The 19,000-nt window shown below is 64.0% G+C and carries 13 protein-coding genes; 9 read left to right on the plus strand and 4 right to left on the minus strand.

Annotated elements, in window-relative coordinates; genetic code table 11:
* Window positions 1-46 precede the first annotated feature (46 nt).
* Window positions 47-601 (plus strand): ActR/PrrA/RegA family redox response regulator transcription factor, encoded by a 555-nt coding sequence (locus ACFDR6_RS05010; RefSeq protein ID WP_212083645.1) that lies wholly within the window; start codon window positions 47-49, stop codon window positions 599-601.
* A gap of 155 nt (window positions 602-756) precedes the next feature.
* Here ACFDR6_RS05010 and ACFDR6_RS05015 read toward each other — a convergent pair whose 3' ends face one another.
* The gene (locus ACFDR6_RS05015; protein ID WP_375857621.1) at window positions 757-1,245 is read right to left on the minus strand and encodes an MmcB family DNA repair protein; all 489 of its coding nucleotides are present in this window, start codon (window positions 1,243-1,245) and stop codon (window positions 757-759) included.
* 281 nt (window positions 1,246-1,526) lie between these two features.
* On the opposite strand from ACFDR6_RS05015, the gene ACFDR6_RS05020 reads away from it, so the two are divergent.
* A complete protein-coding gene (locus tag ACFDR6_RS05020) occupies window positions 1,527-3,224 on the plus strand; it encodes an alpha-amylase family protein (protein WP_375857622.1) in 1,698 nt (565 codons plus the stop codon).
* A gap of 169 nt (window positions 3,225-3,393) precedes the next feature.
* Here ACFDR6_RS05020 and ACFDR6_RS05025 read toward each other — a convergent pair whose 3' ends face one another.
* On the minus strand, window positions 3,394-4,992 hold the full coding sequence (locus ACFDR6_RS05025) for an alpha-amylase family glycosyl hydrolase (protein ID WP_375857623.1): 1,599 nt from the start codon (window positions 4,990-4,992) through the stop codon (window positions 3,394-3,396).
* Window positions 4,993-5,166: 174 nt separating this feature from the next.
* Here ACFDR6_RS05025 and ACFDR6_RS05030 point away from each other — a divergent pair, with 174 nt between their 5' ends.
* Window positions 5,167-5,835: an MBL fold metallo-hydrolase gene (locus tag ACFDR6_RS05030; RefSeq protein ID WP_375857624.1), complete on the plus strand. Its 669-nt coding sequence runs from the start codon at window positions 5,167-5,169 to the stop codon at window positions 5,833-5,835.
* Window positions 5,836-6,040: 205 nt separating this feature from the next.
* On the opposite strand, the gene ACFDR6_RS05035 is transcribed toward ACFDR6_RS05030, so the two are convergent.
* Window positions 6,041-7,222 (minus strand): extracellular catalytic domain type 1 short-chain-length polyhydroxyalkanoate depolymerase, encoded by a 1,182-nt coding sequence (locus tag ACFDR6_RS05035; RefSeq protein WP_375857625.1) that lies wholly within the window; start codon window positions 7,220-7,222, stop codon window positions 6,041-6,043.
* Window positions 7,223-8,005: 783 nt separating this feature from the next.
* Between ACFDR6_RS05035 and ACFDR6_RS05040 the strand changes: the two genes are divergently transcribed.
* Together ACFDR6_RS05040 and ACFDR6_RS05045 are read left to right on the plus strand one after the other, a co-directional pair.
* Entirely contained in the window at window positions 8,006-9,241 is a 1,236-nt protein-coding gene (locus ACFDR6_RS05040; RefSeq protein WP_375857626.1) for an LLM class flavin-dependent oxidoreductase, read from the plus strand.
* A 247-nt stretch (window positions 9,242-9,488) separates the two neighbouring features.
* Window positions 9,489-10,865, plus strand: coding sequence for a cytochrome P450 (locus ACFDR6_RS05045; protein WP_375857628.1), 1,377 nt, complete (start codon window positions 9,489-9,491; stop codon window positions 10,863-10,865).
* Window positions 10,866-10,971: 106 nt separating this feature from the next.
* Here the strand turns inward: ACFDR6_RS05045 and ACFDR6_RS05050 are convergent, their stop codons facing one another.
* A complete protein-coding gene (locus tag ACFDR6_RS05050; protein WP_375857629.1) occupies window positions 10,972-11,811 on the minus strand; it encodes an SDR family NAD(P)-dependent oxidoreductase in 840 nt (279 codons plus the stop codon).
* A gap of 194 nt (window positions 11,812-12,005) precedes the next feature.
* On the opposite strand from ACFDR6_RS05050, the gene ACFDR6_RS05055 reads away from it, so the two are divergent.
* The 4 genes from ACFDR6_RS05055 to ACFDR6_RS05070 all read left to right on the plus strand — a co-directional run bounded on the left by ACFDR6_RS05055 (window position 12,006) and on the right by ACFDR6_RS05070 (window position 18,942).
* Window positions 12,006-12,971 carry a sensor histidine kinase gene (locus ACFDR6_RS05055; protein WP_212083634.1) on the plus strand — a complete coding sequence of 322 codons (966 nt, stop codon included), beginning with the start codon at window positions 12,006-12,008 and terminating at the stop codon, window positions 12,969-12,971.
* Between the two features lie 209 nt (window positions 12,972-13,180).
* On the plus strand, window positions 13,181-14,917 hold the full coding sequence (locus ACFDR6_RS05060; RefSeq protein WP_375857630.1) for a putative bifunctional diguanylate cyclase/phosphodiesterase: 1,737 nt from the start codon (window positions 13,181-13,183) through the stop codon (window positions 14,915-14,917).
* Between the two features lie 161 nt (window positions 14,918-15,078).
* Complete coding sequence (locus ACFDR6_RS05065) at window positions 15,079-16,518, plus strand: sigma-54 interaction domain-containing protein (protein ID WP_375857631.1); 1,440 nt, start codon at window positions 15,079-15,081, stop codon at window positions 16,516-16,518.
* 396 nt (window positions 16,519-16,914) lie between these two features.
* Window positions 16,915-18,942, plus strand: a complete 2,028-nt coding sequence (locus ACFDR6_RS05070; protein ID WP_375857633.1) for an acyl CoA:acetate/3-ketoacid CoA transferase — start codon at window positions 16,915-16,917, stop codon at window positions 18,940-18,942.
* The last annotated feature ends 58 nt before the right edge of the window (window positions 18,943-19,000 follow it).

Below are 19,000 nucleotides of genomic sequence, written 5' to 3' on the forward strand. Positions count from 1 at the left end.
CCGCTTGCGAGGCCATATGTAGACGCGTTGGAGAGAGGACAAAACCTTGAACGCCATCGCCGAACTGAACGAACAGGCCGACCGCTCGCTGCTCATCGTGGAGGACGACAAGCCGTTCCTGGAGCGGTTGTCGCGCGCCATGGAAACGCGCGGCTTTGCGGTGACGTCATGCGATACCGTCTCGGACGGTCTTGCGCAGATCGGCAGGGCGGCGCCCGCATTCGCCGTGGTGGATCTGCGGCTCGGCGACGGCAACGGCCTTGACGTGGTCTCTGCGCTGAAGAAGAAGCGCCCGGATGCGCGCGCGATCGTGCTGACCGGCTACGGCAACATTGCCACCGCCGTCACCGCGGTGAAGATGGGCGCGATCGATTATCTCTCCAAGCCCGCGGATGCCGACGACGTCGTCGCGGCGCTGCTGTCGACGAGCGCGGAGAAGTCCGAGCTGCCGACCAACCCGATGTCGGCCGACCGCGTGCGCTGGGAGCACATCCAGCGCATCTACGAGATGTGCAACCGCAACGTCTCGGAAACGGCACGGCGGCTGAACATGCACCGGCGCACGCTGCAGCGCATTTTGGCGAAGCGCGCGCCAAGGTAAGTTTCAACGGCTCTCGTGCCCCGGCTCTGCAGCGCAGCACGAAGTGATGCGCTGCAGAGCCGGGGCCCATTTCTCGGATTCCGTTGCCGCCTTCTGGGTCCCGGCTCTGCGCAGCAACGCTACGCGCTGCAGCGCGTCCGGGACGCGAGACCGCGCTACTCCCAAAAATCCGCGTGCCCCTGCGGGTCGACCAGGCGGTTGATGCGCAAGGCTGCCGCCATTCCAAACCGCACCGTCATCTGCTTGCGCGTGGCGGCCGCGAGCTTGTGCTCGGGCGCCTCGCAATGCATGTGCGCGCCATAGGCATCCGCGACGATCAGGCCGGTGTCTTGCGGAAAGATCTCGCACGGCAGGTCCTGCGTGAAGGCGAAGAACAGCCGGTCGCAATGGGCGCGGTATTCGTGCCATTTCTGGTCGGCGCGCAGATCCTCCACCGACGACTTGATCTCGACGATCCATATCTCGCCGCGCTCGTTCAGCGCCACGAGATCGGCACGCCGGCCCGAGGGCAGCGGCAATTCGCTGATGCAGGAGAAGCCGAGCGAACGTAAGAGCCGCGCCGTGCCGCGTGCGACCGCGAGCGCCGTCTCCGACTGGCGGCGATCGGGTGGCGGCACGAGCGTGATGCGGGCGGTGTTGTCCATGGGTGGGAGATTAGCCGATTCCATGAAGGGCGGACACTGTTCGATGAAAGCGAGCTGTTGGCACACTCTCGGTGTCGTCCCCGCGAACGCGGGGACCCATAACCACAGGGCAGAATTGGGCGACGTCTCGTCGAACGGTACTCCTATCAGCCACGACCGATAGATCACGCGGTATGGGTCCCCGCCTTCGCGGGGACGACAGCGGAGCGGAACCTCCCCTCCCCCACGCACTTATCACGCAGCCGCCGCACCTCGGCGGAACAACCCGAGGCTATCGGCGCATGATCGACGATCTCTGGTACAAGAACGGCGTGATCTACTGCCTGTCCGTCGGCTCCTACATGGACGCCAACGGCGACGGCATCGGTGATTTCAAGGGCCTGCTGCGCCGGCTCGACTATCTGCACGGCCTCGGCATCACCACGATCTGGCTAATGCCGTTCCAGTCCTCGCCGGGCCGCGACGACGGCTACGACATCGCGGATTATTACAGCGTCGATCCCCGCTACGGCACGCTCGGCGATTTCGTCGAGTTCACCCATGGCTGCAAGCAGCGCGGTATCCGGATCATCATCGATCTCGTCGTCAATCATACCTCGGACCAGCATCACTGGTTCAAGGAAGCGCGGCGCGACAAGAACTCGCCCTATCGCGACTGGTATGTCTGGTCCGACAAGAAGCCGGCCGGCGCCAACAAGGGCATGGTGTTTCCAGGCGTGCAGAAATCGACCTGGACGCGGGACAAGGAGGCAGGCGCGTACTACTTCCATCGTTTCTACGATTTCCAGCCCGACCTAAACACGTCGAACCCGTACGTGCAGGCGGAAATTCTCAAGATCATGGGCTTCTGGATCCAGCTCGGCGTCTCCGGCTTCCGCATGGATGCCGTGCCCTTCGTCATCGCGACCAAGGGCGCGAAGGTGAAGACTCCGGTCGAGCAGTACGACATGCTGCGCGCGTTCCGCGAATTCCTGCAATGGCGGCAGGGCGACGCCATCATCCTCGCCGAGGCCAACGTGCTGCCCAAGACGGACATGGAGTATTTCGGTCACGACGCCGACCGCATGCACATGATGTTCAACTTCCACGTCAACCAGCATCTGTTCTATGCGCTGGCCTCCGCGGATTCGCGCCCGCTGGCGGAGGCGCTGAAGGCGACCAAGCCGCGGCCAGCGACGGCGCAATGGGGCCTGTTCCTGCGTAATCACGACGAGCTCGATCTCGGCCGCCTGACCAAGGCGCAGCGCGATGCCGTGTTCAAATCGTTCGGCCCCGACAAGGACATGCAGCTCTACGATCGCGGCATTCGCCGCCGCCTCGCGCCGATGCTGGGCGGCGACCGCAGGCGGCTCGAGCTCGCCTACAGCCTGATGTGCACGCTGCCGGGAACGCCCGTGATCCGCTATGGCGACGAGATCGCGATGGGCGACGACCTTTCGCTTCCAGAGCGCAATTGCGCGCGCACGCCGATGCAATGGTCCACGGAGCCGCATGGCGGCTTCACCAAGAGCAACAAGCCAGCCTGCCCTGTCATCGACAAGGGACCGTACGGCTATCCGCACGTCAACGTCGCAAAGCAGCGGCGCGATCCCAACTCCATGCTGAACTGGACCGAGCGCATCGTTCGGATGCGGAAGGAAGTGCCGGAGGTCGGCTGGGGCGATTTCGCTATCATTCCGACGCGCGATCCCGCCGTGTTCATCATGCGCTACGACTGGCGCAACAATTCGGTGCTGTTCGTGCACAATCTCGACGAGAAGCCGCGCGAGATCGCGTTCTCGACGGGCCTGTCAGGCGAGGCCGGCGCGCGCCTGATCAATCTGCTCGCGGAGGACCACAGCCATGCCGACAAGCGCGGCCAGCACCGCATCGTGCTGGAACCTTACGGCTATCGCTGGTACCGGATCGGCGGGCTGGACTATCTCTTGAAGCGGAGTGACATCGACAAGAACACTGCGGGCAACAAGCATCCGGGGTGACATCAATGAGGTTGCTCCGCCGCCTCCACGATCGTCATTGCGAGCGCAGCGAAGCAATCCAGAGTCTTTCCGTTGAGGGATTCTGGATTGCTTCGTCGCAAGGGCTCCTCGCAATGACGGGGGAGAGAGCGTCGATTCCGGGCCTACCGTTCCTTCGGTGAAGGCCCACCTACGGCGGCGCGACGATCACGCCTTCGTTGCCGCGCAAATCCAGCACGCCCTCGATCCGCTCCCCTTCGCGATCCAGGAACGTCGACAGCAATATGCTGCTGCCGAAGCGGATGGCGCTGGTGGTCACCGCGACGGGATCGGGGCCGAGATTGAGCGCCACGATCATCGCCTTGCCCTCGGCCTCACGCCGATAGATCAGAAGATCACCTTGCGCCGCGATCGGATGATAATCGCCCGCGACCAGCGGCGGACAGTTTTGCCGCAAGCCGATCAGGCGCTTGTAGAGGTTGAGGATCGAGCGCGCGTCGGCTTCGAGATTGACGACGTTGTCGCGCACATGATGCTCCGGCAGCGGCAGCCATGGCCGCACCGCGGAGAAGCCGCCGAACTGCGAGGAATCCCATTGCATCGGCGTGCGGCAGCCGTCACGGCCGACGCCGATCCCGGGCACGTTCTTCTCGAAGGGATCGCGGACATCCTCCGGCGCGATGGCCACCTGGTGCATGCCGATCTCGTCTCCGTAATAAAGAGTCGGCGTGCCGCGCAGCGTCAGCAGCAGCATGGCGGCGACCCGGGCCTGTTCCGGCCCGACGCGGCTCGCAACACGCGGGCGATCGTGGTTGCCGAGCACCCAGTTCGGCCAGGCGCCGCGCGGCAGCGCCTTCTCGTAATCCTCGATGATCGTCTCGATCGAACGGGCGCTCCAGAACGTCGAGAGCAGCGCGAAATTGAACGGCATCTGCGCGCCGGTGAGGTCGTTGCCGTAATAGGCCATCAGACGATGCAGCGGCAGATAGATCTCGCCGATCAAGACGCGCGCGCCATACTCATCGGTGACGCGCCGCATCTGCGCGATCACGTCGTGCACCTCCGGCTGATCCGTGGAATATTGCGTCATGATCCTTTCGTTCGGCGGCCGGCCCTGGACGTAATGCGGATTTGGCGGGTTGTCGCGGAATTCGGCGTCCTTGATCAGGTGCCAGATCACGTCGACGCGAAAGCCGTCGACGCCCTTCTCGAGCCAGAACCGCATCACGTCGTAGATCGCGTTGCGGACGTCGGGATTGCGCCAGTTCAGGTCCGGCTGCTGGGCCAGGAAGGCGTGATAGTAATACTGGCCGGTGGTCTCGTCGAACTGCCACGCACTGCCGCCAAACTCGGACAACCAGTTGTTCGGCACGCCGCCGTCGGGCGCGGGATCGCGCCAGATGTACCAGTCGCGCTTGGGATTGTCGCGCGAGGCGCGGCTTTCGACGAACCAGGAATGCTGGTCGGAGGTGTGGTTCGGCACGAGGTCGAGGATCAGCTTCAGGCCATTGTCGTGGGCGGCAGCGATCAACGCATCGAAGTCTTCCATCGTGCCGAACAGCGGCTCGATGCCGGTATAGTCGGAGATGTCATAGCCGAAATCGGCCATTGGCGAGGGAAAGATCGGCGACAGCCAGATCGCATCGACCCCAAGCGATTTCACATAGGGCAGCCGCCGCAAGATGCCGGCGAGATCGCCGACGCCGTCACCATTGGAGTCCTGAAAGGAGCGCGGGTAGATCTGGTAGAAGATGCCGTCGCGCCACCAGTTTTCGTTGCCGTGAGCCATGCCGGAAGACCACCCAGAATCTGCATCTTGCGCGGGAGAACGCGATAGCGACGCCCCGGTTCAAATTGGCAGGTCAATTGGGACAGCCGTGTGACGGCTGTTCCCGGGCTCGTTCTGGCTCTCAGGGACGAATCTTTTGCTTGGCGGCATGGCAAAAATCGGCATTGTGAGGCCATGACCGAGCAAAGCGATACCAAAGCCAAGGCGGGAGCGATCATCGTTCCCGTGACGCTGTTCGAGCAGAACTGCACCATCATCTGGGACGAGCCTTCCAAGAAAGCCGTGGTGATCGATCCCGGCGGGGACGTGCCGAAGATCCTTGACGCGATCAAGCAGACCGGTGTCACCGTGGAGAAGATCTGGCTGACCCACGGCCATATCGACCATGTCGGCGGTGCGGCGGACTTGCGCGACGCACTGAAGGTGCCGATCGAGGGGCCGCATGAGGCGGACAAATTCCTGCTCGACAATGTCGTGGAGAGCGGCGCGCGTTTCGGCATGACCGGGGTGCACAATTTCGCGCCGGACCGCTGGCTCGAGGAGGGCGACAGCGTCTCGATCGGCGACCTCACGTTCGAGATCTTCCACTGCCCCGGCCATTCGCCCGGCAGTGTGGTGTTCTTCAACAAGGACTTGCGTTTTGCCCATGTCGGCGACGTGCTATTCGCCGGCTCGGTCGGACGCACGGATTTGCCCGGCGGCAGCCACGCCACGCTGATCAACTCGATCAAGTCCAAGCTCTTGCCGCTCGGCGACGATGTCGGTTTCATCTGCGGCCATGGCGCCGGCTCGAGCATCGGCCAGGAGCGGATGACCAATCCGTTCATTACCGGCGAGATGTGAGCGTTGCGACTCCCCCCGTCATTCCGGGGCGCGCAATAGCGCGAGCCCGGAATCCATAACCGCAGGACGATGTGGTTGCCGGGACTCGGAGTTACGTCTTCGCGTCTCACGATGTCCCGGGAGCATGGGTCCCGGATCCACGCGCGCCTTGGGGCTCGCTGGGCCGGGACGACAGCGGAGCGTGCATCCCGTTTGGAGTGACGAATTACTTCATCAACCCCGCGGCGGTCAGCGCGCGCGTGATGATCTGGCCGATATCGAAGCCACGGGCCTCCTCGCGCTTCGGCGCGGCCGGCTGTTCGGCGACGGCCGCGCGGATCGAGCGGGCGAGATGCGGCGCAGGCGAAAGCGACGGCTTCGCTGCGGGCTTTGTTACGGACTTGGCTTCCGCCTTCGCAGCGTCCGCAATCCAGTCGGTGAGACCGAAGAACGTTGCGATGTGATAGGACGAGGAGATGCCGGCCTCGATCAGGAAGGCGCCTTCGACGCCATAGCGCTGATCATTGTCGGCGATCCCGAGTGGCGTGCCGTGCGCCATGTCGGTGATGGCGTAGGATTCGACCAGCGTCTCGCCGTCCTTGTTCCACCAGGCTTGGCGCGGATAGCCGTCGACATTGGTCTCCGCCATCGGCGCTTCCGGCAGATCGTGCAGGTCGAGCCATTGCTTGACGATCTCGTTGGCGTTGCCGGGATTGACGGTGCGGTCGGCACTGCCGTGCCACACCGAGATTTTCGGCCAGGGGCCCCGATAGTCGGAAGCGTTGCGCACGAGATCGCCGAGTTCGCGCGCAGGACGCACCGGGGAGTGGAACATGCCGTCCAGCGCCTCGCGCAGGTTCGAGGCGATGCCATAGGGCAATCCGGCGATGACCGCGCCCGCCGCGAAGACTTCCGGATAGGTCGCGAGCATCACCGACGTCATGCCGCCGCCGGCGGACAGACCGGTAATGAAGACGCGCCTGGGATCAATGCGATGCGCCTTGACCATGTGCGCGATCATCTCACGGATCGAATGCGCCTCGCCGCCGCCTCGCGCCGTGTCTTCCGGATTGAACCAGTTGAAGCAGGTGTTGCCGTTGTTGATGCGCTGCTGCTCGGGCATCAACAGCCCGAAGCCATAGTGCTGAGCCAATGTCGACCAGCCGGCGCCGAGGTCGTAGCTGGCCGCGGTCTGCCCGCAGCCATGCAGCACGACGACCAACGCGCGCGGCTTCTGCAACTGCGCCGGCACGAATGCGAACATGCGCAGGGCCCCGGGATTGTCGCCGAAGCTCGTGACCTCTTCCAATGGACTGGACACATCAGCGCTGCGACCGAGATCGGCAAAGCGCAGACCGTCCAGCCTCGGCAGACGTCTCAACAAATCGACATTTTTGGCTAACGACACGGCGAATTCCTGGTGGGCGACGTTCAACGTCCAGCCAAACCAGATAGTTGCTGCGTTGCAAAATAAAAAGACCGTGCGCTGTCAATCCTACGAAATCGTAGGGATTCCGCGGAATTCCCGGGCATTAACCACAAATGCCTCAACTTCGTGCGGGGGCGACGCGCATCCACGCCAGGAATACGGCGGTAGACCGGACTTAATGTCATAAACAGCGCAAGCAAGACGAGAAATCCTGCGCGCCCTGATTGCAGGGTCTTCGTCCGCGAAGAACGCCGCGCCGATTGCGGCCGCTCCGGCCGCATTTCCGATCTGCGCAATGGTGTCGTAAATCCCGGAGGGCCGAGCCTGCGGCGACAGGCTTCACGGTCGAGAGCACCGCGCCGGGGAGTGGCGCCATCACCAATCCTTGACCGTGGCCGAAGACGATCATGGTGAGCGGGAGCGGCGACGGCGCATCGAAGAAGACGCGTCGAGCGCGAGCACCGCAAGTCCCGCGATCAAAAACCGCGCAGCCCTCGATCAAACCCTGGTGCCGCGATGGCGCGTTTGCACGCCGCTGTGACGTGATGCCACGACTCTGCATGAACAGTGAGTCACACTGCCGCTGGAACGGGGCGCTCTCGACACGTCAATGCGAGCGAAGCTCGTCGCGCAGGCAGGGAGAGGGAAGAAACACGCATGCCAGCATTCCGCCGTGCGGGACACCGCACGATTGCGTTCGTGCCATCAGGCACGTAGCCTCACCGTCTCAACGAACAGAAAATCAAAGCCGGAGAGAACGCCATGGCGCGCCTGAAGTTCGGAGCCTTCCTTGCCCCGCATCATCCGATCGGGGAGCATCCGATGCTGCAGTTCCGGCGCGATCTCGACCTGGTCGAGCAGCTCGATGCGCTCGGTTATGACGAGTTCTGGTGCGGCGAGCATCATTCCTCCGGCTGGGAGATGATCGCCTCGCCCGAGATGTTCCTGGCTGCCGCCGGCGAGCGCACCAAGCGGATCAAGCTCGGCACCGGCGTGGTGTCGCTGCCCTATCATCATCCCTACAACGTCGCGCAGCGCATGGTGCAGCTCGACCACATGACCGGCGGCCGCGCCATCTTCGGCTCCGGCCCGGGCGCGCTCGCGTCCGACGCACACACGCTCGGCATCGATCCGATGACGCAGCGGGACCGCCAGGACGAGGCGATCGGCGTCATCCGCCGGCTCTTCAACGGCGAGCGGGTCACCGCCAAGAGCGACTGGTTCACCATGAACGACGCCGCATTGCAGATCCTGCCGTTGCAGGAGGAGATGCCCTTCGTGGTGGCCTCGCAGATTTCGCCCTCGGGCATGACGCTCGCCGGCAAATACGGCATCGGCATCATCTCGCTGGGCTCGATGACGACGCAAGGCCTGATGTCGCTGCAGCAGCAATGGCAATTCGCGGAAGATGCCGCGAAGAAGCACGGCACCACGGTGAACCGAGCGGATTGGCGCGTGCTGCTGACCTTCCACATCGCCGAGACCCGCGAGCAGGCGCGCAAGGAGGCCGGCGCCGGGCTGATGCGCTGGCACAACGAATATAATGTCGGGACGTTGCAGCGGCCGGGGCTGACCGCATTCTCCTCGCCCGACGAGGCCGTGGACAAGACCGCCTTCGTCGAGGGCGCGGCATCCACCATCGGCACGCCCGACGATCTCGTCAAAACCATCAAGAACGTGATGCAGGTCTCCGGCGGCGTCGGCGCCATCATCGGGTTCGTGCACGACTGGGCCAATCCGGAAAATACACGCCGGAGCTGGGACATGGTGGCGCGCTATGTCGTACCCGAGATCAACGGCTACATCGATTCCTTGCGCAGGTCACAGAAATTCGTGATCGAGAACCGCGCGATCTTCGAGCGTGCAGGCCAGGCGGTGATGGCCAAGATCATGGAGAACGAGAAGGCCGCCGAGGCGCTGAAGGTGACCGGCCCCGGCCGCGTCGCCATTCCCGCCGTCAACGCCCCGGATCTGCAGAAGGAAGCGGCGAAGCGGTAGTGCCCAATCTGCAATCCCGCAAGGCCATCCTGATGATTTCGTGACGTCTGAGCGAACGCCTCGTCCTTAGACGACCGCTACGCGGTCTCTCGGGATGAGGCTATGCAGCATCGGCGTCGGTTGAAACGGCCACCAGTGCGTAATTGCGACGGCGGTGGGCTGTGACGATCTTGTGCGCTACACGACCGCAGCCCATCGCGGTCGGATCGTGCTATGTTCGCGGCGCCTGCCAACCGGAGCAATCGTCATGTCGATGCAACATATGGCCGCAACGGCGCCCGACTTCACCGCGCCCAAACGCAACGCGCTGACGCACATTCCCGGCGACGAGGGCTGGCCCATCTTCGGCAAGACGTTCCAGGTGCTGGCCGATCCCAAAGGCCATGTCGAGGCGAACGGCGTCAAATACGGCCCCGTCTACCGCACCCATGTTTTCGGCGAGACCAATGTCGTGCTGCTCGGACCGGAGGCCAACGAGCTCGTGATGTTCGACCAGCAAAAGCTGTTCTCGTCGACCCACGGCTGGAACAAGGTGCTCGGCCTGTTGTTTCCGCGCGGGTTGATGCTGCTCGATTTCGACGAGCACCGGCTGCACCGCAAGGCGCTGTCGGTCGCGTTCAAATCCGGGCCGATGAAGTCCTATCTCAGCGACCTCGACCACGGCATCTCCGCGCGGGTCGCACAGTGGAAGGCCAAGCCCGGCGAAATGCAGCTCTACCCGGCGATGAAGCAGCTCACGCTCGATCTCGCTGCGGCCTCGTTCCTCGGCGCCGACATCGGACCGGAGGTCGACGAGATCAACCGCGCCTTCGTCGACATGGTCGCCGCTGCCGTCGCCCCGATCCGCCGCCCCTTGCCCGGCACCCAGATGGCGGCTGGCGTGCGCGGGCGCAAGCGAATCGTCGCCTATTTCCGCGAGCAGATCCCGCTGCGACGCGGCAATCATGGCGGCGATGATCTGTTCTCGCAGCTCTGCCGTGCCACCCATGAGGACGGCGCGCTGCTGTCCGAGCAGGACATCATCGACCACATGAGCTTCCTGATGATGGCGGCACATGACACGCTGACCTCGTCGCTGACCTCCTTCATCGGCGAGCTCGCAGCGAATCCGGACTGGCAGGACCGGCTGCGCGCGGAGGTGCTCGCGCTCGGGCTCGCCCGGGGCGCGCCGAGCAGCTTCGACGATCTCGAGAAAATGCCTCTGTGCGAGATGGCGTTCAAGGAGGCGCTGCGGATCAAGCCGCCGGTGCCCTCGATGCCGCGCCGCGCCATGCGCGATTTCACCTTCAAGGGCTTCACGATCCCCGCCGGCACGGCGGTCGGCGTCAATCCACTCTATACGCATCATATGAAGGATATCTGGCCGGACCCGGACCGCTTCGATCCGCTGCGCTTCACCGAGGAAGCGCAACGGGCCCGCCACCGCTTCGCCTGGGTGCCGTTCGGCGGCGGCGCGCATATGTGCCTCGGCCTGCACTTCGCCTACATGCAGGCGAAATGCTTCGCGCGGCATTTCCTGCAGAATATCGAAGTGTCGCTCGCGCCCGGTTACAAGCCGGACTGGCAGATGTGGCCGATCCCGAAGCCGCGGGACGGGCTGAAGGTCAGGATGAAGGCGGTGTGAGCGACTCACACCGTCATTCCGGGGCAATGCGGAGCATCGAACCCGGAATCTCGAGATTCCGGGCTCGCACTTCGTGCGCCCCGGAACGACAGAAGGTGACCTGCTCCTACGCGCCCTGGTCGAACGCCTTGCGCAAGGCCACGTAGCCCTGCTGCTGCTGGCTCCAGTTGCGGCCGCCGGTCATGGCGCCGTCGACGACGAGGTCGTGGCCGTTGATGAAGCTCGATTCGTCGCTGGCGAGGAACACGGCGGCATGGGCGATGTCATCGGGAAGGCCGGCACGCGGGATCGGCTGCGCGGTCTTGTAGACCTCGCGCATCACCGCCGGCGTCTTCTCCGCCGCATCGGTCGAGAGCCCGAGCGCCTTGCCGAAAATGCCGGTCGCGATCGCTCCGGGCGAGATCGCGTTGACGCGCACATTGGACTCGCCGAGCTCCATCGCCACGCATTTGGTGAGATGAATCACCGCCGCCTTGGCCGCGCTATAGACCATTGAGGACGAGAACCCGGCAAGGCGCCCGGCGATGCTGCCATTGTTGATGATGCTGCCGCTCCCCTGCTTCTTCATGTAGGGCGCGGCATGCTTCATGCCCAGCATGACGCTGCGCACCAGCGTCGCCATTGCAGCATCGAAGCGATCGGCCTCGAGACCCTCGATGCCGCCGGTCTGCGCCGGGCCGCCGGCATTGTTGAACAGGCAGTCGATCCGGCCGAACTTGTCCACGGCCAGCGCGATCAGGGCCTGCATCTGTGCTTCGACCGTCACGTCGGTCTGGCGGAAGATGCAGTTGACCCCGAGCTGCCTCGCCAGCGCCTCACCTTCCGGCACACGCCGGCCCGCGATCACAATTTTGGCACCTTCGGCAACGAAGACTTCCGCAGTGCGCAATCCGATCCCGCTCGTCGCGCCCGTAATCACCGCAACCTTGCCGTCCAGCCTGCCCATGGAATGTCCCTGTTTTCGAACCATTTGACGCCCGATGGCGGACACCGATCGATGACGGCGCCGCGACGGTCGGCGGCGCAAGCGCCACTATTCCCGCCGGCTTCCGTCAAGGCAAGCTTTGCTTCCGCCGGGGACGTGCGTACCATTCCTGGCAAACGCCCGATTTTCGGACGCGTCTCGCAACCGGGCTGTGCATGGGGAAGCTGATCGACGAATTCCGCAGGGGTTGGCAGGGCGTGGCACCGCCATCGCTGGGCCTGAGCCTCACCTTCGCGGTCGCCTGCCTGCTGGTTGCGACGCTGGCGCGCTGGGCCCTCGCGCATGTGCGGCCCGACGTCTACTTCACCCCGTATTTCCCGGCCGTGTTCTTCGCCGCCGCGTTCGGAGGATTCCGGATCGGCATCATCACCGCGCTCTTCGGCGGGGTGCTCGGCGTCGTCGTGAACTTCAGCGACGCCATGGCCGACAACGCGCGGTTTGCCTTGCTGGCGCTCTACTGGGCCGTGAGCGCGCTGACCATCTGGGGGGTCGAGCACTATCGCACCATGCTGGCCGAGCAGCGCAGGATCTCCAGGCGCCTGATCGAGGAAGAGGATTACCGCAAGCTGCTGGTCGACGAGCTCCAGCACCGGCTGAAGAACAAGTTGTCGACGGTGCACGCCGTCATCCACCAAGTGCTGCATGACCAGCCGCAGGTCTGGGCCCGGGTCGATCCGCGGCTGCGGTCGCTGGCTGCGACCGACGATTTGATCTCGCGCATCGACAAGGCTGGCTGCGACATCCGCGATCTCCTGATTTCGGAGCTCGGCCCCTACGGCCATGTCCGCTTCACTCTCAACGGCGAGCGATTGTTCCTGCCGCCGAAGCTCGCGGTCACACTGTCATTGATGTTTCACGAGCTCGCCACCAATGCGGGAAAATATGGTGCGTTCTCCTCGCCTCGCGGTCTGTTGCAGGTGTCGTGGACCGTCAGCGACGACCGGCTGACCATCACCTGGGACGAAACCGAGGGGCCGAGCGTGGACAAGGTGTCCGAGCCCGGCTTCGGCACCAAGCTGCTGAAATCGGCGCTGACGGCCTTCGATGGCAAATCCGAGATCTCCTATTTGAAGACCGGGCTGCATTGCATCATGCAGTGCCGAATCCCGCAAAGCGAATAACATCGCGCGCCAAGCGAAAGCGCACCCGCGCTCCGCTCGCGTTTTCTCATGCGCTGTTGACCCTCTGTTAATGACGATCGTCGGCGCGCGTCGCATCGCCGCAAAACATCCCCGTATTTCTCCGGACCCCTTAACCAAACTTAAGAGGGAACCGCGCAAGATCGCGTCCATTGCAAAGGCGCGCTGAAACAACAAGATTCATGACTTCTATGAACGACAACAGATATTCCGGCGCGAATGAAGCCGAGCTCGGTTTTCTCAAGGAAATCGTTAGAATGCTGCCGGCCGGCCTGACCGTACAGGACGCGCATGGCGAGATTCTGCTGGTTAACGACGCCGCGGCCGCGCAGCTCGGCATGGACGGCAGCCGCCCCTCACCCGATCTGGCGACGCGTCGCGAAGCCTGCCGCAAGGCTTTCAGTGCCGGCCAGCCTGTCGTCACCGAAGAGGCGCTTCACGGCGGCGCTGCGCGCCAGGTGCTGCTCACGACGCATCGTCCCGTTCGCCTCGCCGGACGCGAGCTCCTGATCTCGGCATCTTCCGACATCACCGAGCAGAAGAATTTCGAGGACCAGCTCTTCCGCTCGGCCTATTTTGACGAGTTGACCGGACTGCCCTCGCGGCGCGTGATCGAACATCGCGTCAACAATCTGCTCACGGAAAATCGCGCCGGCGAGCGCTTCGCGCTGGCCTTCCTCGACGTCGACAATTTCAAGCACATCAACGACTATTACGGCCACGCGGTCGGCGATGCGCTGCTGGTCGAGCTGTCGAAGCGGCTCGGCCGCGACCTGCGTGATTCCGACATGCTGTCGCGCATCTCCGGCGACGAATTTTTGCTGCTGCTCTCACCGATCCAGAGCCAGGAGGAGGTCGCCGAATTCATGCAGTCGACGCTGGAGCGGCTGACGGCACCGTTCTTCATCGACAATTCGGAGGTCTTCGCCTCCACCTCCGTCGGCATCAGCCTCTATCCCGATCACGGAAGCAGTTTCGAGACGCTGCGCCAGAACGCCGACATCGCGATGTACCGCATCAAGAACAACGGCAAGGGACTCGCCGCCTTCTTCGACGCGAGCATGGAGCGCGAGGCGCAGGCGCGGATGAAGGTCGAGCAGTCGCTGCGGCTCGCCATCCTGGAGAAGCGCTTCTGCTGCGCCTTCCAGTCCAAGGTCGACATCCGCACCCGGGCCGTGAAGGGTATCGAGGCCCTGGTGCGCCTGCGCGACGACGAAGGCGTGATCCAGGCGCCCGGCTCGTTCATCAATCTCGCCGGCGAGCTCGGCCTGATCGACGAGCTCACTCACCTCGTGCTCGCCGAGATCGTCAAGTCGATCGATTTGATCAACGAGACGTTCGGCGCGGAAGCCACCATCAGCATCAACGTCGCCGCCAAGCAGGCCGGCAATCCCGAATTCATGCGCAGCTTCGCGCGAGCGCTGGACGACACCGGCTTTCCGCAGCGTTTCATGATCGAGGTGACGGAAGACGCTTTCGTCGCCAAGAATCATTTCCAGGACGAGATCCTGCCGATGTTCCGCAAGCTCGGCGTCGGCATCTCGATCGACGATTTCGGCACAGGCTATTCCTCGCTCTCGGCACTGGCCGACATCACCGCCGACGAGATCAAGATCGACCGCTCCTTCATCACCGACATTCATAAGCGCCCGCGCAGCCAGGGCATCCTGCGCGCGATCGAGTCCTTGAGCGAAGCGCTAGGCATGACCGTGATTGCCGAAGGCCTCGAATCCTACGAGGAACTCGCTTATCTCCAGGCCGCAACCAAGATCCGCTACGCGCAGGGCTATTACTTCTCCCGACCGATCTTCCTGGAGGAGCTGAAGCTCGCAACGCCGCTCTCCAGCGAGGCGCGGGCAAACGTCGCGAGCCGCCCGACACAGCACAACCGCCAGGGCTATTCGCGCGCGAACGGTTATCGGCGGTAAAGAAGTCCGGGATTCTGCGTTCCGTCATCGTTCGAGGGCCGCTGAAGAAGTGGCCACCTCAGGGTGACGGGGGATAGATCAGCAAGTGGCCGCCCCCATTTCCCGCTTTGAAATTGCTGGCCTTTTGCTAATACACGGGCGGACCTCCCGCAAGGCATGTCATGTCCGCTTCCGCCTCGATCAGCGATCCCGCCTATCTCCGTGCGCGCGCGATGGAGACGCTGTTCGAGCGGCTGGAGAAGCTCTGCGAGGGCGCGATCGCGATCAACCGCGGCGGACGGGTCGTCTACGTCAACGAAAAATATCTCGCCGCGCTCGGCCTCAAGCGCGTCAGCGAGGCCATCGGCCGGCCGATCGAGGAGGTCATCCCCAACAGCCTGATGCGCAAGGTGGCCGAGACCGGCGAGCCGATCCTGCTCGACATCATGGAGCTCGGTGGCGAGCAGCTCGTCGTCACCCGCATGCCGATCGAGGACGAGAACGGAACGGTGATCGGCGCGATCGGCTTCGTGCTCTATGACCACCTCGAAAGCCTCAAACCCCTGTTGGCCCGCGTCGCCCAGCTCGAAAGCGACCTGCGGCTTGCGCGGCGGCAATTGTCGAACACCCGCGCCGCACGTTTCACTTTCGCCGATTACGTCGGCACCACGCCGGGAATCGCGCAGGCCAAGCAGCTCGCAAGCCGCGCCGCGCGGCAGAGCGTCACGGTGCTCCTCACCGGCGAGACCGGAACGGGCAAGGAGATGCTCGCGCAGGCGATCCACAGTGCTTCCACCCGCGCAGAGAAGCCGTTCGTCAGCGTCAACGTCGCCGCCATACCCGACACGCTGATCGAGTCGGAGTTCTTCGGAACGGCGCCGGGCGCCTTTACCGGCGCCGACCGCAGGGGACGCGAAGGCAAGTTCCGCATCGCCGACGGCGGCACGCTGTTCCTCGACGAGATCGGCGAGATGCCGCTGCAATTGCAGGCCAAGCTGCTGCGCGTGCTGCAGGAGCGCGAGATCGAGCCGCTCGGCTCGGACAAGATCTCCAAGGTTGACGTGCGCGTGGTCGCCGCGACCAATGTGGATTTGCGCAAGCGTGTCAGCGACGGCGCGTTCCGGCCCGATCTCTATTACCGGCTGAACGTGCTCGCGATCGACCTGCCGCCGCTGCGCCACTGCCTGGAGGATCTTCCTGACATCTGCGCCCGGCTGCTCGAGGACATCAGCGCCTCCGGCGACTATGTCAGTGCCAGGATCACGCCGAGCGCGCTGGCCGCGCTCGCACGCTACGACTGGCCGGGCAACGTTCGCGAGCTCCGCAACATCCTGGAGCGGGCGCTGATTCTCAGCGATTCCGGCCGGCTGACCGGCGAGGATGTCGCGCGCATCCTTCCCGTCGGCACCGAGATCAGAACCGCGACGCCCGAGCGCCCCGCAGGGCTGGTGGTGCCCTATGCCGAGGCCGAGGCCGAGTTCGAGAGGCAAACGCTCGAACAGGCGCTCGCCGCCAGCAATGGTCAGATCACCGAGGCAGCCAGGATGCTGCGGATCTCGCGTGCGACCTTCTACAAGAAGCTCGCCAAGTTCAGCCTCGCCTCGGGGCCAGCCTCCGTCTGAGTTTCGAGACACGGGCCCGTCCGGAGTCTCGGATTCCGGACACGGCATCTCCTCGGTCTTCCGGTGCCTGTTTCAGAAAATGCCGTGTTTTCCGCCAGTTTGCGCAAACCCTCCGCATCTGGCGCGGACCTTGCTCTTCGCTTTGCACAATGACGCGTGCTGCACATGCGCATTCGCAACGGGGAGGACGCAACATGAGTGAAGCGATCGCGGTCCATCAGCTTCCAGCGAGGCAGCCCTCGCACGTCACGCCACCGAAACACGCAAATTAGCTCCGGGCCGAATGCCCTGCTCATATTGTCCAGCACGAGGACAAGCTGTCCCGGCGCGGCTCCTCGCGATAGGATCGATGCACGACAAGATCGGCATACAGTCGAAGCGATCGGGAGGTTCGCGGTGAGCCATCACCCAGCTCTGCCCTATTTGCGCAACTCCGAGAAAGGCAAGGTCGTCACGGCGGCCGAAGCGGTGATGCTGATCCGCGACGGCGACACGGTGGCGACCGGCGGCTTCGTCGGCATCGGCTTTGCCGAGGAGATCGCGATCGCGCTGGAGGAGCTTTATCTCTCCCACGAGGGAGATGCGCCCTATGCGCAGGGCAAGCCGCGCAACCTGACGCTGGTCTATGCGGCGGGCCAGGGTGACGGCCAAGATCGCGGCCTCAATCATCTCGCGCATGAGGGCCTGGTCCGGCGCGTGATCGGGGGACATTGGGGGCTTGCGCCGAAACTGCAGCAACTCGCGATCGCAGGCCAGATCGAGGCTTATAACCTGCCGCAGGGCGTCATCACGCATCTGTTCCGCGACATCGCCGCGCACCGGCCGGGCCATCTCACCCGCGTTGGCATGGGCACCTTCGTCGACCCGCGGCACGGAGGCGGCAAGCTGAACGCGCGCACCACCGAGGACCTGGTGGAGCTGATCAGGATCGGCGACGAGGACTGCCTGCTCTACAAGACGTTCCCGATTCAGGTCGGGATCATCCGCGCCACCACCGGCGATCCCGACGGCAACCTCACCATGGAGAAGGAGGCTTTGACGCTCGAGGCGCTCGCCATCGCCATGGCGGCGCATAATTCCGGCGGCATCGTCATCGCCCAGGTCGAACGCGTGGCCGAGGCCGGCAGCCTCAATCCGCGTCAGGTCAAGATTCCCGGTATCCTCGTCGACTGCGTCGTGGTGGCGAGGCCCGAGAACCACTGGCAGACCTTCGGCACGCAATACAATCCGGCCTATTCGAGCGAGATCCGTGTCCGCGCCGCCTCGCTGCCGGTGATGCCGGTCAGCGAGCGCAAGATCGTCGCCCGTCGCGCCGCCCTCGAGCTGAAGGCAAACAGCGTCGTCAATCTCGGCATCGGCATGCCGGAGGGCATTGCCTCCGTGGCCAATGAGGAGCGAATCATCGATCTCATCACGCTGACGGCGGAGCCGGGCGTGATCGGCGGCATCCCGGCGAGCGGCATCGATTTCGGCGCGGCGATCAACACGCAGGCGGTGATCGACCAGCCCTATCAGTTCGACTTCTACGACGGCGGCGGTCTCGATGCGGCCTTTCTCGGGCTCGCCCAGGTCGATCGTGCCGGCAACCTCAATGTCAGCAAGTTCGGGCCGAAGCTCGCGGGCGCCGGCGGCTTCATCAACATCAGCCAGAGCGCCAAGGAGGTCATCTTCGTCGGCACCTTCGGCGCGGGCAAGCAACGCATCGCAGTGAACGGCGGCAAGCTCGTCATTCTCGACGAAGCCAGGTCGCGCAAATTCGTGGACAGCGTCGAGCACGTCACCTTCAGCGGCCCGCTCGCGGCAGCGCGCCAGCAGCGCACGCTCTACGTCACCGAGCGCTGCGTATTCGAGCTGCGTCCCGGCGGGCTCGAACTCACCGAAGTCGCGCCCGGCATCGATATCGAGCGCGACATTTTACGCCTGATGGATTTCAAGCCCTTGATCCCACGCGATCCCGCCTTGATGGATGCGCGCATCTTCGGCGAAGGTCTGATGGATTTGCGCGAGCGCCTGCTCACCATTCCGCTCGACCAGCGCTTCACGCTGGACGAGCAGCAGAACCTGTTCTTCGTCAATCTCGAACGCTACCCGCTGCGCAGCAGGGCCGAGATCGACGCCATCGCCGATATCGTCGAGGCCAGGCTCGCACCGCTCGGCCGCCGGGTCTACGCCATCGTCAATTATGACAATTTTTCCATCCTGCCGGAACTGATGGACGATTATTCGGCCATGGTGCGCAACCTCGTCGATCGCTTCTATTCCGGTGTCTCGCGCTACACCACGTCGGGCTTCCTGCGCATCAAGCTCGGCGAAGCCCTGGAGAGGCGCGGCGTCGCACCGCATATTTTCGAAAGCGCGGAGGAGGCGCAGTCGGATCGGCGTCAGGCCGAAGGAGCCGGCAACGCGCGGCTCGCTCAAAAATGATGCATGTTCGAAAGGCCGGCACGCTCGGCCGGAAGGTTCAATTGCAATGTTCGTAGTG

The sequence above is a fragment of the Bradyrhizobium tunisiense genome (genome assembly GCF_042263385.1).
Taxonomy (GTDB): domain Bacteria; phylum Pseudomonadota; class Alphaproteobacteria; order Rhizobiales; family Xanthobacteraceae; genus Bradyrhizobium; species Bradyrhizobium tunisiense.

Excerpts from the sequence above, each read along its gene's own strand:
- ACFDR6_RS05050 (WP_375857629.1), bottom strand. The coding sequence starts at position 11,811 with ATGGGCAGGCTGGACGGCAAGGTTGCGGTGATTACGGGCGCGACGAGC.
- ACFDR6_RS05025 (WP_375857623.1), bottom strand. The coding sequence starts at position 4,992 with ATGGCTCACGGCAACGAAAACTGGTGGCGCGACGGCATCTTCTACCAG.
- ACFDR6_RS05045 (WP_375857628.1), top strand. The coding sequence starts at position 9,489 with ATGTCGATGCAACATATGGCCGCAACGGCGCCCGACTTCACCGCGCCC.
- ACFDR6_RS05040 (WP_375857626.1), top strand. The coding sequence starts at position 8,006 with ATGGCGCGCCTGAAGTTCGGAGCCTTCCTTGCCCCGCATCATCCGATC.
- ACFDR6_RS05060 (WP_375857630.1), top strand. The coding sequence starts at position 13,181 with ATGAACGACAACAGATATTCCGGCGCGAATGAAGCCGAGCTCGGTTTT.
- ACFDR6_RS05015 (WP_375857621.1), bottom strand. The coding sequence starts at position 1,245 with ATGGACAACACCGCCCGCATCACGCTCGTGCCGCCACCCGATCGCCGC.
- ACFDR6_RS05055 (WP_212083634.1), top strand. The coding sequence starts at position 12,006 with ATGGGGAAGCTGATCGACGAATTCCGCAGGGGTTGGCAGGGCGTGGCA.
- ACFDR6_RS05020 (WP_375857622.1), top strand. The coding sequence starts at position 1,527 with ATGATCGACGATCTCTGGTACAAGAACGGCGTGATCTACTGCCTGTCC.
- ACFDR6_RS05065 (WP_375857631.1), top strand. The coding sequence starts at position 15,079 with ATGTCCGCTTCCGCCTCGATCAGCGATCCCGCCTATCTCCGTGCGCGC.
- ACFDR6_RS05030 (WP_375857624.1), top strand. The coding sequence starts at position 5,167 with ATGACCGAGCAAAGCGATACCAAAGCCAAGGCGGGAGCGATCATCGTT.